The sequence below is a fragment of the Klebsiella sp. C283 genome, from assembly GCF_048822555.1.
Taxonomy (GTDB): Bacteria; Pseudomonadota; Gammaproteobacteria; order Enterobacterales; family Enterobacteriaceae; genus Klebsiella; species Klebsiella quasipneumoniae.
Genome location: NZ_JBMEZS010000017.1, coordinates 1 through 22,748, shown reverse-complemented (window position 1 = coordinate 22,748; position 22,748 = coordinate 1). Strand labels below are relative to the sequence as shown.

At 52.6% G+C, this 22,748-nt stretch carries 24 protein-coding genes, 2 pseudogenes and 1 other annotated feature; of the genes and pseudogenes, 16 read left to right on the top strand and 10 right to left on the bottom strand.

Going from position 1 to position 22,748, the window contains the following annotated elements; genetic code table 11:
• Positions 1–27: 27 nt before the first annotated feature.
• The 3 genes from rplS to ACOI7Z_RS24700 all read left to right on the top strand — a co-directional run bounded on the left by rplS (position 28) and on the right by ACOI7Z_RS24700 (position 2,369).
• The gene (gene rplS / locus ACOI7Z_RS24710) at positions 28–375 is read left to right on the top strand and encodes a 50S ribosomal protein L19 (protein ID WP_002914145.1); all 348 of its coding nucleotides are present in this window, start codon (positions 28–30) and stop codon (positions 373–375) included.
• A 119-nt stretch (positions 376–494) separates the two neighbouring features.
• Positions 495–953, top strand: a complete 459-nt coding sequence (locus ACOI7Z_RS24705; protein ID WP_032453748.1) for a DUF2946 domain-containing protein — start codon at positions 495–497, stop codon at positions 951–953.
• A gap of 57 nt (positions 954–1,010) precedes the next feature.
• Entirely contained in the window at positions 1,011–2,369 is a 1,359-nt protein-coding gene (locus tag ACOI7Z_RS24700) for a PepSY-associated TM helix domain-containing protein (protein ID WP_087849432.1), read from the top strand.
• Positions 2,370–2,377: 8 nt separating this feature from the next.
• Here the strand turns inward: ACOI7Z_RS24700 and ACOI7Z_RS24695 are convergent, their stop codons facing one another.
• The 4 genes and pseudogenes from ACOI7Z_RS24695 to ACOI7Z_RS24680 form a co-directional block, all read right to left on the bottom strand.
• Entirely contained in the window at positions 2,378–2,860 is a 483-nt protein-coding gene (locus ACOI7Z_RS24695; protein WP_023290687.1) for an OmpA family protein, read from the bottom strand.
• Positions 2,861–2,873: 13 nt separating this feature from the next.
• Positions 2,874–3,146: pseudogene (locus ACOI7Z_RS24690) on the bottom strand (diguanylate cyclase domain-containing protein); the annotation flags it as partial.
• A 284-nt stretch (positions 3,147–3,430) separates the two neighbouring features.
• Positions 3,431–3,667, bottom strand: a complete 237-nt coding sequence (locus ACOI7Z_RS24685) for a hypothetical protein (RefSeq protein WP_420702449.1) — start codon at positions 3,665–3,667, stop codon at positions 3,431–3,433.
• A gap of 468 nt (positions 3,668–4,135) precedes the next feature.
• Positions 4,136–4,330, bottom strand: a complete 195-nt coding sequence (locus ACOI7Z_RS24680; protein ID WP_420702448.1) for a YlcI/YnfO family protein — start codon at positions 4,328–4,330, stop codon at positions 4,136–4,138.
• A 190-nt stretch (positions 4,331–4,520) separates the two neighbouring features.
• On the opposite strand from ACOI7Z_RS24680, the gene ACOI7Z_RS24675 reads away from it, so the two are divergent.
• The 7 genes from ACOI7Z_RS24675 (at position 4,521) to ACOI7Z_RS24645 (ending at position 9,955) form a co-directional block, all read left to right on the top strand.
• Entirely contained in the window at positions 4,521–4,706 is a 186-nt protein-coding gene (locus ACOI7Z_RS24675; protein WP_116290308.1) for a host cell division inhibitor Icd-like protein, read from the top strand.
• Entirely contained in the window at positions 4,703–4,999 is a 297-nt protein-coding gene (locus ACOI7Z_RS24670; RefSeq protein WP_116290307.1) for a hypothetical protein, read from the top strand. The genes ACOI7Z_RS24675 and ACOI7Z_RS24670 overlap by 4 nt, the downstream gene beginning before the upstream one ends.
• Positions 5,000–5,223: 224 nt before the next feature.
• A complete protein-coding gene (locus tag ACOI7Z_RS24665; RefSeq protein ID WP_116290306.1) occupies positions 5,224–6,129 on the top strand; it encodes a Mu-like prophage major head subunit gpT family protein in 906 nt (301 codons plus the stop codon).
• A gap of 119 nt (positions 6,130–6,248) precedes the next feature.
• The gene (locus ACOI7Z_RS24660; protein WP_116290305.1) at positions 6,249–6,590 is read left to right on the top strand and encodes a hypothetical protein; all 342 of its coding nucleotides are present in this window, start codon (positions 6,249–6,251) and stop codon (positions 6,588–6,590) included.
• Between the two features lie 489 nt (positions 6,591–7,079).
• The gene (locus ACOI7Z_RS24655) at positions 7,080–7,721 is read left to right on the top strand and encodes a hypothetical protein (protein ID WP_420702447.1); all 642 of its coding nucleotides are present in this window, start codon (positions 7,080–7,082) and stop codon (positions 7,719–7,721) included.
• Positions 7,721–9,235, top strand: coding sequence for a phage tail tape measure protein (locus ACOI7Z_RS24650; protein ID WP_420702446.1), 1,515 nt, complete (start codon positions 7,721–7,723; stop codon positions 9,233–9,235). The genes ACOI7Z_RS24655 and ACOI7Z_RS24650 overlap by 1 nt, the downstream gene beginning before the upstream one ends.
• Before the next feature lie 12 nt (positions 9,236–9,247).
• A complete protein-coding gene (locus tag ACOI7Z_RS24645; RefSeq protein WP_116290303.1) occupies positions 9,248–9,955 on the top strand; it encodes a hypothetical protein in 708 nt (235 codons plus the stop codon).
• Positions 9,956–10,069: 114 nt separating this feature from the next.
• Here the strand turns inward: ACOI7Z_RS24645 and dgcN are convergent.
• Both dgcN and ACOI7Z_RS24635 read right to left on the bottom strand, forming a co-directional pair.
• Positions 10,070–11,020, bottom strand: a pseudogene (gene dgcN / locus ACOI7Z_RS24640) (diguanylate cyclase DgcN); the annotation flags it as partial.
• Positions 11,013–11,522 carry a YfiR family protein gene (locus ACOI7Z_RS24635; RefSeq protein WP_023290685.1) on the bottom strand — a complete coding sequence of 170 codons (510 nt, stop codon included), beginning with the start codon at positions 11,520–11,522 and terminating at the stop codon, positions 11,013–11,015. The pseudogene dgcN and the gene ACOI7Z_RS24635, both read right to left, overlap by 8 nt.
• Before the next feature lie 342 nt (positions 11,523–11,864).
• On the opposite strand from ACOI7Z_RS24635, the gene aroF reads away from it, so the two are divergent.
• The 3 genes from aroF (at position 11,865) to ACOI7Z_RS24620 (ending at position 15,001) form a co-directional block, all read left to right on the top strand.
• Positions 11,865–12,935 (top strand): 3-deoxy-7-phosphoheptulonate synthase AroF, encoded by a 1,071-nt coding sequence (gene aroF, locus ACOI7Z_RS24630; RefSeq protein ID WP_023290684.1) that lies wholly within the window; start codon positions 11,865–11,867, stop codon positions 12,933–12,935.
• Between the two features lie 9 nt (positions 12,936–12,944).
• Positions 12,945–14,066: a bifunctional chorismate mutase/prephenate dehydrogenase gene (tyrA, locus tag ACOI7Z_RS24625; protein WP_004206843.1), complete on the top strand. Its 1,122-nt coding sequence runs from the start codon at positions 12,945–12,947 to the stop codon at positions 14,064–14,066.
• Positions 14,067–14,128: 62 nt separating this feature from the next.
• The gene (locus ACOI7Z_RS24620) at positions 14,129–15,001 is read left to right on the top strand and encodes an SMP-30/gluconolactonase/LRE family protein (RefSeq protein ID WP_087849430.1); all 873 of its coding nucleotides are present in this window, start codon (positions 14,129–14,131) and stop codon (positions 14,999–15,001) included.
• On the opposite strand, the gene pheA is transcribed toward ACOI7Z_RS24620, so the two are convergent.
• The 4 genes from pheA to bamD form a co-directional block, all read right to left on the bottom strand.
• Complete coding sequence (gene pheA / locus ACOI7Z_RS24615) at positions 14,998–16,158, bottom strand: bifunctional chorismate mutase/prephenate dehydratase (protein WP_023290682.1); 1,161 nt, start codon at positions 16,156–16,158, stop codon at positions 14,998–15,000. The genes ACOI7Z_RS24620 and pheA overlap by 4 nt on opposite strands.
• Before the next feature lie 24 nt (positions 16,159–16,182).
• Positions 16,183–16,307 (bottom strand) — a sequence feature (Phe leader region).
• Positions 16,259–16,306: a pheA operon leader peptide PheL gene (pheL, locus tag ACOI7Z_RS24610; RefSeq protein ID WP_100250063.1), complete on the bottom strand. Its 48-nt coding sequence runs from the start codon at positions 16,304–16,306 to the stop codon at positions 16,259–16,261. It overlaps the preceding feature by 48 nt.
• 105 nt (positions 16,308–16,412) lie before the next feature.
• Positions 16,413–16,748, bottom strand: coding sequence for a ribosome-associated translation inhibitor RaiA (gene raiA, locus ACOI7Z_RS24605; RefSeq protein ID WP_002914111.1), 336 nt, complete (start codon positions 16,746–16,748; stop codon positions 16,413–16,415).
• Positions 16,749–17,019: 271 nt separating this feature from the next.
• Positions 17,020–17,757, bottom strand: a complete 738-nt coding sequence (gene bamD, locus ACOI7Z_RS24600; RefSeq protein WP_004145664.1) for an outer membrane protein assembly factor BamD — start codon at positions 17,755–17,757, stop codon at positions 17,020–17,022.
• Between the two features lie 131 nt (positions 17,758–17,888).
• Between bamD and rluD the strand changes: the two genes are divergently transcribed.
• From rluD to clpB, 3 genes are all read left to right on the top strand, one after another.
• Positions 17,889–18,869, top strand: coding sequence for a 23S rRNA pseudouridine(1911/1915/1917) synthase RluD (rluD, locus tag ACOI7Z_RS24595; RefSeq protein WP_023290681.1), 981 nt, complete (start codon positions 17,889–17,891; stop codon positions 18,867–18,869).
• On the top strand, positions 18,866–19,597 hold the full coding sequence (gene yfiH, locus ACOI7Z_RS24590; RefSeq protein ID WP_087849429.1) for a purine nucleoside phosphorylase YfiH: 732 nt from the start codon (positions 18,866–18,868) through the stop codon (positions 19,595–19,597). Before rluD ends, yfiH begins: the two co-directional genes overlap by 4 nt.
• Positions 19,598–19,725: 128 nt before the next feature.
• Positions 19,726–22,299: an ATP-dependent chaperone ClpB gene (gene clpB / locus ACOI7Z_RS24585; RefSeq protein WP_004206837.1), complete on the top strand. Its 2,574-nt coding sequence runs from the start codon at positions 19,726–19,728 to the stop codon at positions 22,297–22,299.
• The last annotated feature ends 449 nt before the right edge of the window (positions 22,300–22,748 follow it).

The following is a 22,748-nucleotide window of genomic DNA, read 5'->3' as shown; positions in this document are numbered from 1 at the left end:
AGTTTACCCAGGATAAGAGATTAAATTATGAGCAACATTATTAAGCAACTTGAACAAGAACAGATGAAGCAGGACGTACCTTCCTTCCGTCCGGGTGATACCGTGGAAGTGAAAGTATGGGTTGTTGAAGGTTCCAAAAAACGTCTGCAGGCATTCGAGGGCGTGGTTATCGCTATTCGTAACCGCGGTCTGCACTCTGCATTCACTGTTCGCAAAATTTCCAACGGCGAAGGCGTTGAGCGTGTCTTCCAGACTCACTCTCCGGTAGTTGACAGCATTGCTGTTAAACGTCGTGGTGCTGTACGTAAAGCTAAACTGTACTACCTGCGTGAGCGCACTGGTAAGTCTGCTCGTATCAAAGAGCGTCTTAACTAAGATTCGCTTTCGCGACATCCTGACAAAAAGGGCTGGCCTCAGGGCCGGCCCTTTTTTTATCTTTGTTGTAACCATCGTGATGTAAATCATTTACAATACGCCCTCTATTCGGAGGGGCGGTGGTCAGCAACAGTTTTCAGCAAACGACACCTAAACGGCGAGCCGCCTGGCTGGCGCTGTTGGCGATCCTGCTGATCGTCGTGGCTCCCCTAATCTCCGTCTCCCTGCAAAAAGACCCCATGAGCGCCATGCCCGGCATGCACCACGCCATGATGATGGACAGCTCGCCAGCGAGTATGGCGCAGATGCCTGGCCACGAGATGGCGATGACGCATAGCGCAGACGGCGCTACGCATACCGGACACGAACTGCCGCTGGATCATGCTGAAGCATGTGGCTATTGCGTGCTGTTAGCCCATGTCCCGGGTCTGCTTTTCGCGCTGGCGCTGTTCGTCGCCATGCTCCTGCGGCGCATTCGCCTGCCGGCTTCTCGGCCGGTATTAAAACACTGGCGCTACTTTCCCTGGCTTTACCCCGAAACCCGCGCCCCGCCGCGGCTGTCTGCTTTTTCCCTTTAATAAAAATGAATCTGCGCACTGCGCAACGACCTCTTTTTGCTTTGAAAAAGGAAAAGTATGACAACCTGCACCTCGCGCGCGGCATGGCTGAACCTGCTGCGTCGCCTCCATTTCTATATCGGGCTGTTTATCGGACCGTTTATCTTTGTCGCTGCCCTGACCGGCACGCTGTACGTGGCGACGCCGCAGCTGGAAAACTGGCTTTATCACGATGCGCTGTATGGCCTTCCCGAAGGCACCCCGCAGCCGCTCAGCGCCCAGATTGCGGTGGCAGAAGAAGCGACCCAGGGTAATCTGCGGCTGCTGGCGGTACGTCCGGCCCCCGCGGTGGGCGAGACCACCCGCATTATGTTTGCCGATCCGAGTCTCGGGGAGTCGGAATCCCGGGCCATTTTTGTCGATCCGATCGCGCTGCGGGTGAAGGGCGATATGACGGTCTACGGCACCAGCGGCATCCTGCCGCTGCGGCAGTGGATTGACTATGCGCATCGTTCGCTGCTGCTGGGCGACAGCGGGCGGCTCTACAGCGAACTGGCTGCCTCATGGATGTGGGTGGCCGCGCTGGGGGGCATTGCCCTGTGGGCGATGACGCGTCCAAAACGGCGGCTCAATAACGCCCTGCAGAATCATCGTCGGCTGCACGTGACGTTGGGCTGGTGCTTACTGCTGGGCATGCTGCTCTTCTCCGCCACCGGCCTGACCTGGTCGCAATGGGCCGGCGGCAACGTGGATAAAATGCGGGCGGCTTTCGGCTGGTGGACGCCGCAGGTCAATACCCTGCTGCACGGTGAGGCGCCGAAGGCGCACGATCCCCATGCCGGGCATCATAGGGAGGCGATGGCCATGACCCAGCATCAGCCAGCGCAGTTTGACCAGGCGCTGGCGGTGGCCCGTCAGGCGGGGCTGAACGCCAGCCGGCTGGAGATCCGTCCGCCGGTATCAGACGAACGCGCCTGGACGGTGAATGAGATTGACCGCCGCTGGCCGACGCAGGTGGACGCGGTGGCGATCGATGGCGCCACGATGCAGGTGGTGGATCGCACCCATTTTGCCGACTTTCCGCTGATGGCGAAGCTTACCCGCTGGGGCGTCGATTTCCATATGGGGATCCTCTTTGGTCTGGCGAATCAGCTGCTGCTGGTGGGGTTTGGCTGCGCGCTGTGCGTAACCATCGGCGTGGGGTACCGGCTGTGGTGGATACGCCGTCCGCCACAGGCCGTCTGGGATCCGGCGCATTCCCTGCTGCAGGCATGGCTGTCGCTCGCCTGGCCTGCCCGTGGGCTGGTGCTGGGGATAGCGTTAGCCCTGGGGCTGGCCATGCCGTTGATGGGGATCAGCCTGGTGCTGTTCATTGCCGTTGACTACCTGCGCTGGCGCGCGGCAACGGCAATGAGGATAGCGAAGTCCAGCGATTAAGCGGACGTCTACGGCGTGCTGATGACCACCGTGACCCGGCGGTTTTCAGCGCGCCCGGCCGCGGTATCGTTGCTGGCGATCGGGTATTTTTTGCCAAGGCCGCGGGTGACTAAATTACTGCGCGGGATATGGGCGCCTTCCGCCCAGGCATCGGCTACGCTGTTGGCCCGCTTAAGCGACAGGGCTTCGTTATAACTATCCTCACCATAATTATCGGTGTGGCCTTCAAGGCGGCTATGTGTAATCCCGGTAGTCGCCAGCCGCGAGGCCATTTGGGTGATCTGCTGGCGGCTGTCGGGACGTAGTCGGTAGTCATTCTTGTCAAACAGGATGCTATCGGATAAGCCCAGGGACCAATCGCCATTGCTTTCAGTGAAGCCATAAGATTTCATCGCCGCCACCTGCTCAGGGGTAAATTTTCCCTGAGGAGCCTGGCAACCTGTCAAAAGCGCCGCCGCCATCAGGGCGGGGGCGAAATATTTCCTGATCATAATGCGTCCTTTATTATTTCAGCATCTGCTGGATACGTTGGTTTTTCATCCGATACATATTCTGATCGGCAAGTTCTTGCAGTGATTCCGCCGTGGCGTGTTCCCACGCCAGGGCATAACCGACGCTCAGCGAGAGCGTGGCGCTATGGCCATTGTGCAGGTTGAATGGCGGAAGAAATTGTTCTGACAGCCCCTGACACAGGGCCTGGACTTCTGCTTCCGAGCGCACCTCGCGCAGCAGAACGGCAAACTCATCGCCGCCAAGACGCCACGCCAGATGGCGTTTACTGTGGGGAGGTAATTAATTCTGCACAAAAATAACGGTCGAAAAAATTAACGAGAAGCCTTGCGCGGCGCGGCATGGAGGGGAATTAAGGGATTTTGCACTGATTCAAAAAAAATGCGAAAAAATGATAAATTTTGATTTAATTTTGCATTAAAACGAGAGAGAACTGATCGTTTTTAAAAGGATTTTAAACATTTCTGAGGATAAGAAAGTAAATTGATCAAAATCATAAGGTTAGATGTTTAAAAGAAAGATGAGCTCTTTTTATATGGTGATTATCTCCGTCAAATATTCAGGCCTTTTTCTGTTGTAATAAAAGGAACATTAATTCCGATAGTCATTCTTGGATCCTTTTCTGTAACTTCATGAAAATGATCTTGTTTTTTTGATTGCAAGCCGATAGCGGACGCATCAAATAGGAACGGGAAAAGTGACATATTGGCTAAATAAGCTGCTAGGTAAACTGGTTCATGACTGCATTCGAGTTCTATAGCGGAACCTGGATGAAAGGAAATTGCCATTCAACTTCATCCGACACCCTGTAACACCATGTAAAAAATGACTTTTTCATGGTGTCAGCAATGATGCATTCAAGTTAAAGATGGATGGCTGACCGTTCATCTTTACGTGACTCGCTTTCAGGTTGAAATGCCTGTATCTGAACATTTGACACGTTTGATTCTGCTTTTTCATGTTCGATTTAAGTGCTTGTTTTTAAGTAAAACAAACGTAAACACATTCCTGATAATGAAAAATAAACCTGAAAACAAGTTAATCGAGGTTGTTTTCAGGTTTATAGCGTAGATAACCTTCAGCACCGCTGAATTTCATATCCGTGATTCATGGTTTTGATGCCAGCCTGCTTCTAAACAGACTTATAAGGGATGATGCGCTGATGATAGCATATTAGCGGACATAAATTACCCGCCACCAGAACTGACGTGACGGCTCTACTGGTCAGGTAAGTAGAGCCGTCAAGGTTAATCTGGTTAAGCCTTTAAAATCCGCCGTCTTTTCTCTTTTTTTAATTTCTGCTCACAGGCATCTAAGACCCAAGCAGAAAAATTAGCATTCGGATTTTCTATTTTTTCCTGCACAAGGCAAAGCTCAATCTCTTCAATAATTTCGTGGGGAAAACGGATTCCCTTTGTTGCTGATTTGTTGTTTATAGCTCGCGTTGCCATGTAACCCCCCTTGAAAGTGTTACGACACCATACATTAGAAACATGAAAAGAAAAAGGGTTGACGTGCCCTAACACCTTCCGTATGGTGTACTAACACCCGGCATGTTTTGAGGGTTAAAAATAGCGACGCCTCGGAGTGCTTGGACCCACTACCGAGGCGTCTAACCACAACGTAACTGGGGGTTACATCATGGTCAAAACCGATCATACAGAAATTCATCCGCAATTTACATGGCGCTTTATGGCCCTGAATGCGGATAGTGGAAAAATGATTCACATCATCGCCACTACAGAGCGTGATGCTCGCCAGATGGTACCTCGTGGCATGGTGGCAATCTTTATGGCTCGCCTTCCAGCGATGGAGGTGACGTTATGATCAACTCCTCAATTCAGAGCCTTCTCCAGCAGGCTATCAGCTCCGGCGATGAGGCGCATGATTTGCGCCTGGTTAAATCTGATGCTGACCTTATCAAGGGTGCTTTGCTGGGTGGTATCTCCTTTCTCGGGCGGGAGCTGGATGAAAGCGCCGCTCAGTCAAAAATGGGCAGAGGTTATGGACCGGCTGACCTGGCCGATCTCGGCAGATTCCTGAACAGTTCTGTTGAGCTGATAAAAATGATGGATGCCGTTATTGATGGGTGTAACGATTCGAAAGATGGTGGTAACTGACAGAGTTCAGTTATCGGGATTCATGGAGATGTGAGATTCTATAGTTGTTCTATTGTTGAGTGGCAAAGAAGCGCGGGTGTCCAAAGGCTGTCAGACTTACGTCTGATGGCCTTTTTCATTCCTTAATTGGCACTGAAGTTCGTCAACTTATTTGGATTGTTTCAATATGACAAACTTCAGTTGTTTAGACACCTAATCTTGCCACTAACATAAGGAAACAGAAAATGATTATCAACAAACAGAATCTAAGCACTATTTATGCTGGGGTTAAGGCTGCTTTTAATAAGCGTTTAGGTGAAGCAACCCCGTTATATCCTAAAATTTCCACTAAAATCCCTTCCTCAACCAAATCTAATGTTTATCCGTTCCTTGGAGCCTTCCCTAGTTTAAGTGAATGGGTTGGGGAGCGAGCCGTTAAAAGTATTTCCGCTTACAGTTTTTCAATTGAAAACCGAAAGTTTGAATCAACCATCAGTGTTTCACGCGAAGATGTTGAGGACGATAATATCGGAATGCTGGCGTCTATGGTTTCCGATATGGCGGACGCGGCAGCTAACCACCCCGATGAGCTGGTGTTTGAGTTAATCAAGCAGGGATTTAACAAAAAATGTTATGACGGCCAACCTTTTTTCTCACCGAACCATGAGGTTACGGTTGGCACGGAAGATAAGATCGTTTCCAATGTGCAAATTCCTGCTGATGAAGCCGACGCAAAGCCATTATGGATTTTGCTGGACACTACCCGTCCAATTAATCCATTCATCTGGCAGGAGCGTGTCCCGTATGAATTCCAGCAACTGACCGATGACGATAAAGCCATTTCATTCATGACGGATGAGTTTTTTTACGGCATTCGTGGTCGCGGAAATATGGGGTATGGATTCTGGCAAATGGCTTTTGCCAGCAAGCTGGACTTAACTACGGAAAACTTTAACGATCTGTATGACCGCATGTGTTCTCAGGTTAATGATTCAGGTCGACCGCTACGAATTAAGCCATCAATTCTGCTGGTCGGTATGAAAAATCGTGAGCAGGCTTTTAATATCGCTAAAGCTCAGACTCTCGATAACATGAAGCCTAACCCGAACTATGGCCTTGTTGAAGTGATTGTAACGCCGTTCCTTGACTGATATCGCGTTATATACGGCTGGGCGTAAATGCTCGTTAAATATTTCTCGCCCGGAACACATTTGATAATAAAGGCAGCGCGATATTACGTTTATCGCGCCGCACCTTGCGGAGAATTGAAATGGAAAAGCACTCACTGTTATACGGCGTTAAAGTTGGCGATAAGGTTCACTTTGATTTTCAGGTACGTATGCCTGTGGTCAAGGACACTATCGAAGCGTTGAGCCTCACGTATGAAAAGTACGGAACTACTGAGGGCGCTGTTGCGGCCACCTATTACCGCATCGCAGTAGTTGCACGGGTTATTACTGCACTCGGCGATTTATCTGAAGATGAAATCACCGTTGACCTGCTGCTTGATGAACTCAATGAAGATGACTTCGATCTCATTGATGCGCAGATCGAAGCCATTAAAAAAAAGCGGCTGCTCTCGAGCACCAGTTCTCAGGCTACCGAATCTTAGTCCTTGCTCTTGGGCGGTACGGTATCAGTGAGCAGCAAATTGGCCGTATGAGTCGCGCCGAACTCGACGGTTATACCGATGCCCTTGCCCGGTTACATGGTCACAAGACCGGGCAAACCTCCTCCCGTAGCGCCAGTACCGTTAAATCCTTACGCCGGAATAAAGGCAGAAAAAAAAGATAAACCGTGGGGCACATTCTGCATCTGTTACGCGGCAAGTTATTTGCCCACAAAATTGCCCCATAAACTCAAAAACAGTATGCGCGGGATATCTTCCTCTATGCCACCCCTGAAGGCTTCGGGTTCCCGCCATGTGGGGTGCTTCATTTTCTCCGTTTGAATTAAATCTGGCGCGATTTAAAAGGGGTTTAAAAATGGTTGCAGAGCCAGTTACGCACATCAAAGTGATTTCAGGCGCATCCCGTCATTTCCCGATATTCAACACCTGCCCCTTCATGCGCCAGATGAAGGTTCGTAATGGAGCTATTTCATGTCTAAAAATTTAGCACTCACGTTAAGCCTGATCGCCAAGGACGCTGGTTCGAAAGTTCTTCGTGACGCAATGCAGCAGACCAGCAGGCAAGCAAAGCAGCTTGAAAAAGAGCAGCAGCGATCAAGTGAATCCGGAATACGTGGATCAAAAGCACTGGCTGATGAATACCGCCGTTCTTCGGAGGCTCGTTCTGTTCTTGGTATTCGTTCAGAGCGCCAGATTCAGCGAGAAATCCAGCAGACCACGGCAGCATATAACCGGCTCACCCGTACCGGGCTTATGTCCGCAAGTGAGCAGGCGAGAGCCTTTGACGCAATGAGGCAAAAGGTAGCCGGACTGCGAGGGGAGCTAACCAGTACCTCAGAGACGATGTCGCGCATGAGTAAGGCCAGAGTTCTTGGGGGGAATGTTGCTGCTATTGCCGGGGGGGTTACTGCTGCCGGTGCGGTTATTGCTCAGCCCGTCCGCGAGCAAATGAATTACAGCCAACGCCTGGCAAATATTACAAATACAGCCTACAACCAGTTACCCGCAGAAGAGCGAATAGCGGCAAAAGGACAATTAAGTAGCGCGATTAAAAAAGCGGTCAGAAAAGGGGGGGTACAGCAGATACGGCTGCTAATGCACTTGGCGTATTAATGTCTAAAGGTGGTGTGGATGATAAAACAGCTATGTCTGTTCTGGGGGATGTTATGTATACATCTACAGCCACCAGTTCCAATCCGGAGGAAATAGCACAACTAGCTGTAACCGCCCTGAATAACTTTAAAATAAAAAAAGAAGAGCTACCATTATTCTTCGATAAACTTACCCGCTCGGGCGAACTCGGTGGATTTGAACTTTCAGATATGGCGAAAGAGCTACCCACCATAATGACTAATTATTCTAAACTGGGTATGGGCGGACTTAAAGACCTTGATTTACTCCTCGGTAACTTACAAGCAAACTCTGAAACGTCAGGTAATAATGATACGGCGGCAAATAATTACAATCAGCTTTTATTAAAGATTACCAGTGCAGATACAATTAATAATATGAAGAGCAGAAAATTCAGAGTATCTGGCAGTAAACCAATGTCATACTCTGATTTTCTTGTCTCTCAGAGGGCGAAAGGTTATAACACTTATGAATCATTTAATAACGCTATTGATGCTATAATATCCGGCGATAAGGATTACAAGAGTCTTACCGCCAGCATTGCACATAACAAAGGCACAAACAAAGAGAAAGATCTTATTGCGGCAAGAGATGTCCTTGTCTCCACTATTATTGCTTCTATAGTTCCTGACTCTCAAGCTCAAATGGCACTGACTACGGCATTTTTGAAGAAAGACTATATAAAAGAACAAATGGTAGGGACGCGAAAAGCAAATGGGGCTGTAAATTCATCGTTTCAGGTTGTATCCAGCGAGCCTCTTTTTAAGTTTAATCAACTTTCCAATGAGAAATTTTTCGCCGATGGTGATGTGTTCAGCAAGTTTAATAAAGTGCTTGGCAATACCGCCATTACAATTGCTGATTACGCTAAAGAATATCCAGAGCTGACAGTTGCTATAAACGGAGCGACACAGGGAATAAAGGCCATGACCGCAGCGGCATATGTTTTTGCAGGCATCAGGTTATTGCAGGGTGGAATTGATTCCGCCTCCGCTCCCGGAGGCTCTCCGGGAGCCGGTGGTAAGCTCGCAAGCGCATTGTCGATAACCACACCGGCGATTGTTATCACGGCTGGATCCGTTGCATTAGGCTTGATGCGGGACAAACTGAGAGATGATTTTGATAAGAAAGCCATGCCTGAAAAAGTCAAATCCATTCAGGATGGCACATCAGGTTATAGCTTTGTTGATGTTGCCTGGGCAGTATTAAAAAGCAAGTTTGGCCAGGATAAACGGCCATCATCAATTGACATCCCCCGCCTACCCGATAGAGGCGTTGACATAGCCCCTCAGCTCGATCATGATGGCGTCAATTTCGGCGTGCCTGCTTATTTGCAACGGAATAATAAGAGCAGCTATTCTGGCGATGCGTCATCTGAAAACAAACAACCACTTATTATCAAAAATCAAATCATTCTTGACGAGAAGGTACTTGCTGAGGCTGTAAATAACGTCAATGGTGAACAGGCTAACAGGGGCCCAAGAGGGCCGTACTAAAAGGTGACTGCTATGACCGGTGTATCCAATGAAAAAAACGATGTCTTTTTGAATAGAGTTTCAGACATCACAGCTAAAATGAGTGCGTCTGTTGATACTTTGCTCAAACTGGCAGATGGGGATACAGAATGTTTTAGCAAACATGATAAAGAAATTATTCTAAACATAATTAGTGACATTAACCGTGCAGCATCCCTTATTTTAACTGACGCAATCAATACCACTTCTTCTGAAGGGCAGGATATTATTAATCCGTTACAATCTTTACATGTATCAACTCAAACACAAGACTCAGGACTAACCTGTGATAAAGAGCTAATGAGTAAGCTTCCTGAGACTGCAGTAGAGGTTATTTCACAAATCGGTCTCATTTCTGCCATGAAATTATTTAAAAATTTTGGCGGTTCAACTTTCCCTATAGGGAAAGGGTTACGCTATCTTGGTGGCACAAGAGGAAAATTGCTACAGACTATTCTTACTGATGAAGAAATTAAAAAGCTTGGGTGGCATTTTTCCGGCCTTCCTGTTTATCTTCCTCGTTGCAATGGCCTTTTGCGAGAATTTCGGAATCGTGAGTTTCTTCGCGAGTTCGCAATAATGCGCCATGAAGGGATGTCGGCACTTGCGGCAATGATGCTTCTTTGCCCTAAGTATGGATTTAGTGACCGCACGGGGTGGAAACTACTTAAAAAAGAAAAAGATTTACAGTCAGCACAGTAACTTGAAGCTATATAGGCGATTAATTTTGCATTGTGCGAAATCAGGTAAAACCCGCCTTACCTGTTGTGCAAAACTAAATGCATTTTAATGCAAAATAATTCGCCGCTCTACATTACCGGCGAAAGTCATCAGGCGGCTGGCGACTTCCATCAGCACTTTATCGCCCGCCGCATGTCCCCAGTTGTCATTGATCAATTTGAAGTTATCGCCATCGAGAAACAGTAACGCTGAGGTCTGGTGATCCACTTCATTTTTCATCAGCTCGGCGAGCGCGTTGCGAAAGGCGGCGCGGTTAGCCAGGCCGGTCAACGGATCGTGTAACGAGCTGCGCAACAGCTGAGCATTTTTGGCCTGCAACTGGCGCTGCCAGTCCTCCATCTCCCCCAGCAGACTGTTAAAGTCCTGGGCAAACAGATGGAACTCCTCGATACGCTCCTCTGGCACCCGCCGGGAGAAGTGGCGGTTTTCGCGAATATCATGCACGACCTCGGTGATGCTCTGCAGGGCGGCGACGATCCCCCGGTGCAGGGAGTGGGTCAGCAGCAGGCCGATGAAGGAGGCGAGCAGAATGCTGCCGGTCAGTACCAGAATCGAGATGCCGAGAAAGTGGCTAATCAGTTCGTCAAGCGCGGTCAGTCGCAGCTCGCCGATTTGTTTCCCCTGGTGCCAGATGGGCTGCACCGTGGGCTCCGGAAACAGCCATTTACTGATAAGGCCGCTCACTTGTTCTTTGTTGGCCAGCGGTTCGTGGCGCCAGGCGGCGAAGTGCTGCTTCTGGCCGTTGAGCACGATCGCCTGGGAAATCTGCCCTTGCTTCCCCAGCGAAGCGAGGGTCTCCTCTGCTGCCGCGCTGTCGCCAAACACCAGGGCGGCTTCGAGGCTGCGGCCCATGGTCGCGGCAGTGAGCTCAAGATTTTTCTGCGCGTACTGCTTGAGCGTGAAAATAGAGGCCGTGCTCAGCAGCAGCCAGACCAGCGTCATGGAGATCACCACGCTTATCACGCTAATGCGACGCAGCGCGCGTTTAAACGTCGGGCGCGATGTCTGTGAAAAGTCCTTATTCATGTGGTTTCTTCCGGGCAAGCATCAGGACGTCCGGGTTAACCCGAACCCCGCTGTGCGTCAGAACGTCCAGATTAACGGAGAAGCGGACCCTGTCGTCGTTGATGATCAGGCAAAACGCGCTACCAATTGAGCAATCCGTATTTTGTTCTGCGATGAGTAACAGCGGCCTCGAGCCATAGCGGCGAGTTAATTCCGACTGTTGGGTCGGCGTTTCGCTGCCAAAATAAAAACCATCGCAGGTCGTTTTTAACGCTTCTTCACTATTACGTACTATCACCGGTTGATAAGGCAATGCATCCGGCGCTTCATGAGCCAGGCTATGGGTGAAGCGTGATGAGGCAAAAATGCATAGCTTCGGCGCCCCTGTTAATGACGGCCAACGGGTGTAGGTCACGATCCCGGAAACAATAGCGCGAACATGTTCTGAAGGTCCGGCAGCAAAAACAGGAGATACCGCGATGAGAAAAAATACAGTCAATAAAAGACGGTGTAATACTGTCATTAACGCTTCCGTCAAATTCGCCATAGCGCGGGAAGAGCCGCTGCCGATGCCCGGCGAAGAATACCACTGATAGCAAAACCCGTCATTAGATGCGCCCTTTGCTTTGGGACAAATCTCACCAGGATTTTTCGTAATGCCGATGACGCTGGCGAGCAATTTTGGCGCGATTTCACTATCTGTAAATATTATTGTACAGTTAATGCCGTGGCAAGGGCCAATTAATTTATCACTGTAAAGTAAAATTTACGTAATATGGATTGAATTCTTTACTTCGTATGGTATCGTTACGTCATGCCCGCTGAGGCAACCCTTATCGCAAACGAGCTACACAGGATCGCAATCATGCAAAAAGACGCGCTGAACAACGTACATATTACCGACGAACATGTATTAATGACCCCGGAGCAACTGAAGGCGGAATTCCCCCTGAGCGTTGAACAGGAAGCGCAGATCGCGCACGCCCGTGAAACCATCTCCAATATCATCGCCGGTCGCGATCCGCGCCTGCTGGTGGTCTGCGGTCCTTGCTCCATTCACGATCCGGAAGCGGCGATCGAATATGCTCGTCGGTTTAAAGCCCTTGCCGCAGAGGTCAGCGATAGCCTCTACCTGGTGATGCGCGTCTATTTTGAAAAACCCCGTACCACCGTCGGCTGGAAGGGGCTGATTAACGATCCGCATATGGATGGTTCGTTTGATGTTGAAGGCGGCCTGAAGATTGCGCGTCGTCTGCTGGTCGAGCTTGTGAATATGGGACTGCCGCTGGCGACGGAAGCGCTGGATCCCAACAGCCCGCAGTACCTTGGGGATCTGTTCAGCTGGTCCGCCATCGGCGCGCGAACCACGGAATCTCAGACGCACCGCGAAATGGCCTCTGGTCTTTCCATGCCGGTAGGCTTTAAAAATGGCACCGACGGTAGCCTGGCCACGGCTATCAACGCCATGCGCGCCGCGGCGATGCCGCACCGCTTCGTCGGTATCAACCAGGCCGGGCAGGTCTGCCTGCTGCAAACGCAGGGTAACCCGAACGGCCATGTGATCCTCCGCGGCGGTAAGGCGCCGAACTACGGGCCGGAAGATGTGGAGAAATGTGAAAAAGAGATGGCGCAGGCGGGACTGAAGCCGTCGCTGATGGTAGATTGCAGTCATGGGAACTCCAATAAAGATTTCCGCCGCCAGCCGGCCGTGGCTGAATCCGTTGTCGCGCAGATCAAAGATGGCAATCGCTCCATTATCGGCCTGATGATCGAGAGTAATATCCACGAGGGCAATCAGTCCTCTGAACAGCCGCGTGAGGCGATGAAATACGGCGTTTCGGTAACGGATGCCTGCATCAGCTGGGAAACCACCGATGCGCTGCTGCGTGAACTGGATAAGGATCTCCGCGGCCACCTGGCGGCCCGTTTGGTGTAAGAGGAAAGTATGGTTGCTGAACTGACCGCGTTACGCGATCAAATTGATGAAGTGGATAAAGCGTTGCTTAGCCTGCTGGCTAAGCGCCTGGAACTGGTGGCCGAAGTCGGCGAGGTGAAGAGCCAGTATGGCCTGCCGATTTACGTCCCGGAACGCGAGGCGGCGATGCTCGCCTCCCGGCGTGAAGAGGCGGCTGCGCTCGGCGTTCCGCCGGATCTGATCGAGGACGTTCTGCGTCGCGTGATGCGGGAATCCTATTCCAGCGAAAACGACAAAGGCTTCAAAACCCTTTACCCGAATCTGAGGCCGGTGGTGATCGTCGGCGGCGGCGGGCAGATGGGGCGTCTGTTTGAGAAGATGTTAACGCTGTCCGGCTACCAGGTGCGCATTCTGGAAAAAGAGGACTGGGCGCGGGCGACGGATATCGTCGCCGATGCCGGTATGGTCATTGTCAGCGTGCCGATTCACACCACCGTGGAGACGATCGCCAGGCTGCCGCCGCTGCCGGCGGATTGCATTCTGGTCGACCTTGCCTCGGTTAAAGCAGAGCCGCTGCAGGCGATGCTGGCGGCGCATCAGGGCCCGGTACTCGGCCTGCACCCGATGTTCGGTCCGGACAGCGGCAGCCTTGCCAAGCAGGTGGTGGTCTATTGCGATGGCCGCCAGCCGGAGGCCTATCAGTGGTTCCTCGAGCAAATTCAGGTCTGGGGCGCGCGCCTGCATCGCATCAGCGCGGTGGAGCACGATCAGAACATGGCCTTTATTCAGGCGCTGCGCCACTTTGCCACCTTCGCCTATGGTCTGCATCTGGCGGAAGAGAATGTGCGCCTTGAGCAGTTGCTGGCGCTCTCGTCACCCATTTACCGGCTGGAGCTGGCGATGGTGGGCCGTCTGTTTGCCCAGGATCCGCAGCTCTACGCCGACATTATTATGTCCTCGGAAAACAACCTGGCGCTGATTAAGCGCTACTACCAGCGGTTTGGCGAGGCGATCGGTCTGCTGGAGCAGGGCGATAAGCAGGCGTTTATCGATAGCTTCCGTAAAGTCGAACACTGGTTTGGCGATTACGCCCAGCGTTTCCAGAGCGAGAGCCGCACGCTGCTGCGTCAGGCGAACGATAATCGGCAGTAAAGCGAAAAAGATGTATACAATAAAGCCAGCGACCGCTGGCTTTTTTTATAGGGATGACAACGATGGCTGAACCACAACCGCTGTTTGACTACACCGGATACCTGCCGGAATGCCCGACCTGGAGTGAGGCAGAGCAGGCCCTCTACTGGGCCGATATCATGGAATGTGAAATTCACCGCTACGATACCCGCAGCGGCGAACACCAGGTGCTGCAGTTTCCGGAGGAGGTCGGCTGTTTTTCCCTGCGCGAGAAGGGCGGTTTTATCGTTGCATTGCGCAGCGGTATCTGGCTGACCGACGCCCACGGTCTGCTGCGGCGGAAAGTCTGCGATAACCCGAGCAACCCGGAACTGGCGCGGTTTAACGACGGCGGGACCGATCGCGACGGGCGCTTTTATGCCGGCACCTTCTGGGGCCCGGGGGATTACAACGGCGCGCTGCTGATGCGGGTCGATAACGACCTGAAGCCGACGGTGATCCAGTGCGACATCCATGGCGCCAACGGTCTGGCGTTTAGCGCCGACCGGCGCTGGATGTATACCTCCGATACGCCTAACGCCGTGATTTACCGTACGCCGCTGGATGAGCAGGGTGAGCCTGGCCGGCGCGAAGTCTTTCGCCGTTTTCTGCCGGGCGAAGGGATCCCGGACGGGGCGGCGATTGACGTGGAGGGATGTTACTGGAGCGCAATGTTTGACGGCTGGCGGATCGCTCGTATCTCTCCGCAGGGTGAGGAGCTGGAGTCCTACCCGATGCCGGTACGTTGCCCGACGATGGTCTGCTTTGGCGGGGCGGATATGAAAACGCTCTACATCACCACCACCCGGGAAAACATGGCGGACGATGAGCTGGCGCAGTATCCGCTGTCCGGCGCTATCTTCACCCTGCCGGTGGCGGTGGCAGGGATGAAGAAATTGCCGTTCCGCGAACGCTAAACCGGATCCACCGGCACGACGTTTTCGCTGGGGTAGCAACCGAGAACCTTCATGGAGCGGGTGATCTCCGCCAGCTCCTTCAGCGCCTTGCGCATGGGCAGCGAGTCCAGGTTTGCCTGAATATCGAGATAAAACATCTCTTCCCATGGATTGCCATGGATTGGGCGAGACTCCAGTTTGGTCATGATCAGATTGTGATTGCGCAGCACCAGTAAGGCCTCCACCAGGGCGCCCGCCTGCTGACCGGTCGCCATTAACAGCGTGGTCTTCGCCGGAACCTGATCGGAGACGTTCACCGCTTTGCGCGCCAGAACGAGGAAGCGCGTAATATTCTGCGTCTGGTTGGCCTGGCAGTGCTCCAGCACCTGCAGACCGTACAGGGCGCCGCCCGCTTCGCTGCCCAGTGCCGCGACGGCCGGGGAGTTCGCCTGCGCGACTTTTTCCATCGCCGCTGAGGTGCTCTCGGTATATTCAATCTTCCAGTGCGGGTAGCGACTCAGATACTGGCTACACTGCTGGAACGGCTGTGGATGGCTGTAGACGGTCTGGATTTTATCGGCATCCGTCGAGGTGCTGACCAGTACGCAATGATCGATAGGGATCGTCAGTTCGCCAACGATCGACAGGCTGGTGTGCTGCAGCAGATCGTAGACGTCGTTGATCCCGCCGGAGCTGGTGTTTTCAATCGGCACTACGGCGTAATCGGCCTGACCGGTCTCCACCTGATTAAAAATATCGGCGAACTTCGCGCAGCCGCTTTCAATAAACTGCTCAAAGTGGCGAGCGGCGTACTGACGCGCCGCCAGATGCGAATAAGAGCCTTTGGGACCGAGGAACGCCACGCGAGCCGAATGCGGGTTAATTTTATTCAAATGCTGCTGCAGCAGGGTTTGCTGGGTCAGAACAGAGTCTTCGATAATCAGCTGGAACAGGCGGGTGATGTAGTGTGCATCCAGATTATGACGCTTGCCGAGGGTCATCAGACGCTCCAGCAGATCGCGTTCGCGGTCAATATCACGCACCGGACGATGGGAGGCCAGTTTGGCTTTACCAACCTCAACAGCCAGCCCGCGACGCTCCGCCAGCAGAGCAAGCAGTTTCTCATCCAGCGCGCTTATCTTGTCGCGCAGCGCCAGTAATGGGTTTTCCTCGGTCATAGATGTTGCCTTTGTTGTTATCAAATAAAAAAGGCCTCCCGAGTGGGAGGCCTTATTGTTCGTCTTCGCATTCTTTCTTATACGACGAATTGCCTCCCGGTCAGGGGAAGGTAAAAAAGAATGCGAAGAAGAACGGGACGAGTTTCATGATGAATTCCTTTAAGTAGTGGGGATTACAGTACCTGTACTGTTTTCACTCTGTCAATAAAAAACGCGCCCGAAGGCGCGTGGCATGACACAACTTAAGTTAAGGATTACTCTTCTTCTTCCACAAAGCCTGCCTCTTTCACCGACGTCGCGGCGCGGCGGGCTTCCCCTTTGTGTTGCACTTTATTGAGCTGCCGTTCCAGCTTGTTGATCAATTCGTTAATGGCGGCGTACATATCTTCATGACGCGCACTGGCAACCAGATGGCCGTTTGGCGTGTTAATGGTTGCGTCAGCGATAAAACCCTGCGGCTCCTTAGACAGAATGATGTGCGGGTTAATTAAATGAGTTTGCCACTTATCCAGTTTGGCGAGACGGTCTGCGACATGCTGGCGGATTGCCGGAGTAATTTCCATTTGTTTACTGGTAATGTTCATTGTCATAAATTTTACCTCTTGTCTTTCCCGTCTTGGTGAATCCAGCATACCTTTCCCAATGTCAAAATGTGTGATCTAAATCACATTTTATTGTCACTTTTTGTCAACGAATTCATTTTGTGAGACAGGGCAGGAAGAGATGAGATTTTACTTGTCGAACCCGACAAAGCAGGCCATATTTGATGAGTTAACCCGGCGCTAAACCGCTTCAGCTAGCCAGGATAATGGATAAAAAAACGGCAGCCAGGGGCTGCCGTTTGCGATCTATGAATCAGGCTCAGGTGTTCTTGCTGTTCGCGGCGATAATCTTCGCGACTTTGTCCGCCTGAGCGTTCATCTGCATTTGACGATAGGCGTTTTCCATCTTCGGCAGGGCATCGCGGGTGGCCTGGGTATCCGGATAGTTACGCATCATACCTTCCACGCGGTTAACGACGGCAACCCATGCGCCGCGGTCGGTGTAGTAATCCACCACTGACAGCTCATACTTCGCCAGGCGATCTTTCAGGAACACCATGCGCTTATAGGCGTCAGTGGCATACTGGCTGTTCGGGTAGCCACGTACCAGTTTGGAGAAGTCATTGAAGGCATCGCGCGCGTGCTGCGGATCGCGGTCGGAACGATCGACGCCGAAGAAGCCCTGCAGGGCGCTGTCATCCAGAGCCATGTTGGTCAGGCCGCGCATATAGATGACGTAGTCGATGTTCGGATGGGTGGGGTTCAAGCGCATGAAGCGATCGATGGCGGCCTGAGCCAGCGGCAGATCGGCGTTTTTGTAATACGCATAAATCAGATCCAGCTGTACCTGTTGGGAATAAGGGCCGAATGGATAACGGTTATCCAACGCTTCCAGTTGCGTTATCGCCTGTTTCCAGTTACCGTCCTGCAGTTTTTGCTGGGCGGTCGCGTAGATTTCATTCGGCGGATTATCAGGCACCTCTTCCTTAGAGCCGGAGCAACCCACCAAAGCCAGGCTCAGTGTGGCGGCTGCCACCAGGTATTTCATGCGCGTCATGACGTTTTGACTTCCTCAAAATGTTTATGCGGGAGAATCTCTGTTCCTGCTCCCGATTAAGACCAGCTACAATAGCACACTATATTAAACGGCAAAGCCGTAAAACCCAACGTTAAACGAAGAAGCTGTATATGGCACAACGAGTACAACTCACCGCAACGGTGACCGAAAATCAACTCGGTCAACGCTTAGATCAGGCTTTGGCCGAATTGTTCCCTGATTATTCGCGATCGCGGATAAAAGAATGGATCCTCGACCAACGCGTATTAGTCAATGGCGCCATTGGCGATAAACCGAAAGAAAAAGTGCTGGGGGGAGAACGCATCGCTATCGATGTGGAAATCGAAGAAGAGGCGCGCTTCCAGCCGCAGGATATTCCGCTCAATATCGTTTACGAAGATGACGACATCCTCGTGATCAACAAACCGCGCGATCTGGTTGTACATCCTGGCGCGGGCAACCCCGACGGTACTGTGCTGAATGCGCTGCTGCACTACTATCCGCCTATTGCCGATGTGCCGCGTGCGGGTATCGTCCACCGTCTGGATAAAGACACCACCGGTCTGATGGTGGTGGCGAAAACCATTCCAGCGCAAACCCGGCTGGTGGAGTCGCTGCAGCTGCGCGAGATCACCCGTGAGTACGAAGCGGTGGCGATCGGTCATATGACCGCCGGCGGTACGGTGGAAGAGCCGATCAGCCGTCACCCGACCAAGCGTACCCATATGGCGGTGCACCCTATGGGCAAGCCGGCGGTGACCCACTACCGCATTATGGAACATTTCCGCATTCATACCCGTCTGCGCCTGCGTTTGGAAACCGGACGTACGCATCAGATCCGCGTGCATATGTCGCATATTACCCATCCGCTGGTAGGCGACCAGGTGTATGGCGGCCGCCCGCGTCCGCCGAAGGGCGCGTCGGAGGAATTCATCACCGCGCTGCGTAAATTCGACCGCCAGGCGCTGCACGCCACCATGCTGCGTCTGTACCATCCGATTACCGGTATTGAAATGGAGTGGCATGCGCCCATCCCACAAGATATGGTCGAGCTCATCGAGGCGATGCGCGCCGATTTTGAAGCCCATAAGGACGATATTGACTGGTTATGACTAAACTGATTGTACCGCAGTGGCCAATGCCCGGCAGCGTGGCGGCCTGTAGTTCTACCCGCATCGGCGGCGTGAGTCTGCCGCCCTATGACTCGCTCAATCTGGGCGCCCATTGCGGCGACAATCTGCAGCATGTCGAAGAAAACCGGCGGTGGATGTTTGCCGCCGGCGGCTTGCCGTCTTACCCGGTTTGGCTGGAGCAGGTTCATGGTACCGATGTGCTCACGCTGGACGGCGGACCCTATCCGTCGAAACGCGCGGATGCCTCTTACAGCCGTACGCCAGGGACTGTCTGCGCGGTGATGACCGCTGACTGCCTGCCGGTCCTGTTCTGTAACCGCGCCGGTACCGAAGTCGCCGCGGCGCATGCGGGATGGCGCGGCTTATGCGAAGGGGTTCTGGAAGAGACGGTCGCCCGTTTCGCCGATAAAGCCGAAAACATTATGGCGTGGCTGGGGCCCGCCATCGGTCCGCAGGCGTTTGAGGTGGGGCCAGAAGTTCGCGACGCTTTTATGGCGAAGGATGAGAATGCGCACCGTGCTTTTCGTCCGGCAGGCGAAAAATATTTTGCTGATATCTACCAACTGGCTCGGCAGCGTCTGGCAAACGTCGGCGTTGAGCAGATTTTCGGCGGCGATCGCTGCACGCTAAGCGAAAAGGATGATTTTTTCTCTTACCGGCGCGACAAGACCACCGGTCGTATGGCAAGTTTCATTTGGCTGATATAACCTAGAGAATCAAGACGATCCAGAAGGCAAACTTATTTTTCGCATAGTTCAGGTCTTTAACCTTGAATAATTGAGGGATGACCTCATTTAATCTCCAGTAGCAAATTTGACCTGTTATGGGAGGAGTTATGCGTCTGGATCGTCTTACCAATAAATTCCAGCTTGCTCTTGCCGATGCCCAGTCGCTCGCACTCGGGCACGACAACCAATTCATCGAACCTCTTCATTTAATGAGCGCCTTGCTGAATCAGGAAGGGGGATCGGTACGTCCTTTATTAACCTCGGCGGGCGTGAATGCCGGGAAACTGCGCACTGACATCGAACAGGCTCTGAGCCGTTTACCGCAGGTGGAAGGCACCGGCGGCGATGTACAACCTTCTCAGGATTTAGTGCGGATCCTGAACCTTTGCGACAAGCTGGCGCAAAAGAAAAAGGACAATTTTATTTCGTCAGAACTGTTTGTTCTGGCGGCGCTTGAATCACGCGGTACGCTGACCGACCTTTTAAAATCCGCCGGAGCAACAACCGCCAACGTGACCCAGGCGATTGAACAAATGCGCGGAGGTGAAAGCGTGAACGATCAGGGTGCCGAAGACCAACGTCAGGCATTGAAGAAATTTACCGTCGATCTCACCGAGCGTGCCGAGCAGGGCAAGCTGGACCCGGTTATCGGCCGTGATGAAGAGATCCGCCGTACCATTCAGGTACTGCAGCGCCGTACCAAAAACAATCCGGTGCTGATTGGTGAACCCGGGGTGGGGAAAACCGCTATCGTCGAAGGCCTGGCGCAGCGTATCGTCAACGGCGAAGTGCCGGAAGGGCTGAAAGGCCGCCGGGTGCTGGCGCTGGATATGGGCGCGCTGGTGGCCGGGGCGAAATACCGCGGTGAGTTTGAAGAGCGTCTGAAAGGCGTGCTGACCGATCTGTCGAAACAGGAAGGCAACGTCATTCTGTTTATCGATGAACTGCATACCATGGTTGGCGCCGGTAAAGCCGATGGCGCGATGGATGCAGGCAACATGCTGAAGCCGGCGCTGGCGCGTGGTGAACTGCACTGCGTCGGGGCGACGACGCTTGACGAATACCGTCAGTACATTGAAAAAGACGCTGCGCTGGAGCGCCGCTTCCAGAAAGTGTTCGTCGCCGAGCCATCGGTAGAAGATACCATCGCTATTCTGCGCGGCCTGAAAGAACGTTATGAACTGCACCACCACGTGCAGATCACTGACCCGGCAATCGTGGCGGCGGCGACCTTGTCGCATCGTTACATTGCCGACCGTCAGCTGCCGGATAAAGCCATCGACCTTATCGATGAGGCGGCGTCCAGCATCCGTATGCAGATCGACTCGAAGCCGGAAGAGCTGGACCGTCTCGATCGCCGTATCATCCAGTTGAAACTGGAGCAGCAGGCGCTGAAGAAAGAGTCTGATGAGGCGAGTCTGAAGCGCCTTGATATGCTCAACGAGGAGCTGGCGGATAAAGAACGGCAGTACTCGGTGCTGGAAGAAGAGTGGAAAGCGGAAAAAGCGTCCCTCTCCGGCACTCAGACCATCAAAGCCGAGCTGGAGCAGGCGAAAATCGCCATCGAACAGGCGCGTCGCGTCGGTGACCTGGCGCGGATGTCTGAGCTGCAGTACGGCAAAATTCCGGAACTGGAGAAACAGCTGGCGGCAGCCACTCAGTCCGAAGGGAAAACCATGCGTCTGCTGCGTAATAAAGTGACGGATGCTGAAATCGCCGAAGTGCTGGCCCGCTGGACCGGTATCCCTGTCTCCCGCATGATGGAAAGCGAGCGTGACAAACTGCTGCGTATGGAGCAGGAACTGCATCATCGGGTAATTGGCCAGGATGAGGCGGTTGAAGCGGTATCTAACGCGATTCGCCGCAGCCGTGCCGGGCTATCCGATCCGAACCGACCGATTGGTTCATTCCTGTTCCTCGGTCCGACTGGGGTCGGTAAAACCGAGCTGTGTAAAACGCTGGCTAACTTTATGTTCGACAGCGACGACGCGATGGTGCGTATCGATATGTCCGAGTTTATGGAGAAACACTCCGTCTCGCGTCTGGTCGGTGCGCCTCCGGGATACGTCGGTTATGAAGAGGGCGGTTACCTGACCGAGGCGGTGCGCCGTCGTCCTTATTCCGTCATCCTGCTGGATGAAGTGGAAAAAGCGCACCCGGATGTGTTCAACATTCTGCTGCAGGTACTCGACGACGGGCGCCTCACTGATGGGCAGGGGAGAACGGTCGACTTCCGTAATACGGTGGTCATCATGACCTCGAACCTCGGTTCCGATCTGATTCAGGAACGGTTCGGCGAGCTGGATTACGGACATATGAAAGACCTGGTGCTGGGAGTGGTCAGCCAGAACTTCCGTCCGGAGTTCATCAACCGTATCGATGAAGTGGTGGTCTTCCATCCGCTGGGTGAGAAACACATTGCTTCTATTGCCCAGATCCAGCTGCAGCGTCTGTATAAACGTCTGGAAGAGCGCGGATATGAAGTGCGGATGTCCGATGAGGCGCTGAAGCTGCTAAGCGCCAACGGGTACGATCCGGTATACGGCGCGCGGCCACTGAAACGCGCTATTCAGCAGCAGATTGAGAACCCGTTAGCCCAGCAGATCCTTTCTGGTGAGCTGATTCCGGGTAAAACCGTCGAGCTGGTAGTGAAAGACGACCGTATCGTGGCAGTGCAGTAAGTCACAAAACGACAAAAACGGGCCCAGCGGGCTCGTTTTTGTTTAAAAACCAGGCAAGAATTAAAGCTCAACACCGGATTTGGTTGAAAAGTGAGCGGTTGAATTCTTTTTTTGAATTTATCCTTGTCACTTCAGAATTACCCCCTATAATGCGCCTCCACTGACACGGAACAACGGCAAGCAAGCCGCCGGGGCAGCAGGATTCAACAGCGAAAGCAACGTTGAAAACCGACAGAGAAAAGCAAAATAAGCGCTTGACTCTGAATGAGGAAAACGTATTATACGGGACCTCGCGACAGAGCGCTAAAGCGCGTCGCAACTGCTCTTTAACAATTTATCAGACAATCTGTGTGGGCACTCAAAGTGACATGGATTCTTAACGTCCTCGGACGAAAAATGAATACCAAGTCTCAAGAGTGAACACGTAATTCATTACGAAGTTTAATTCT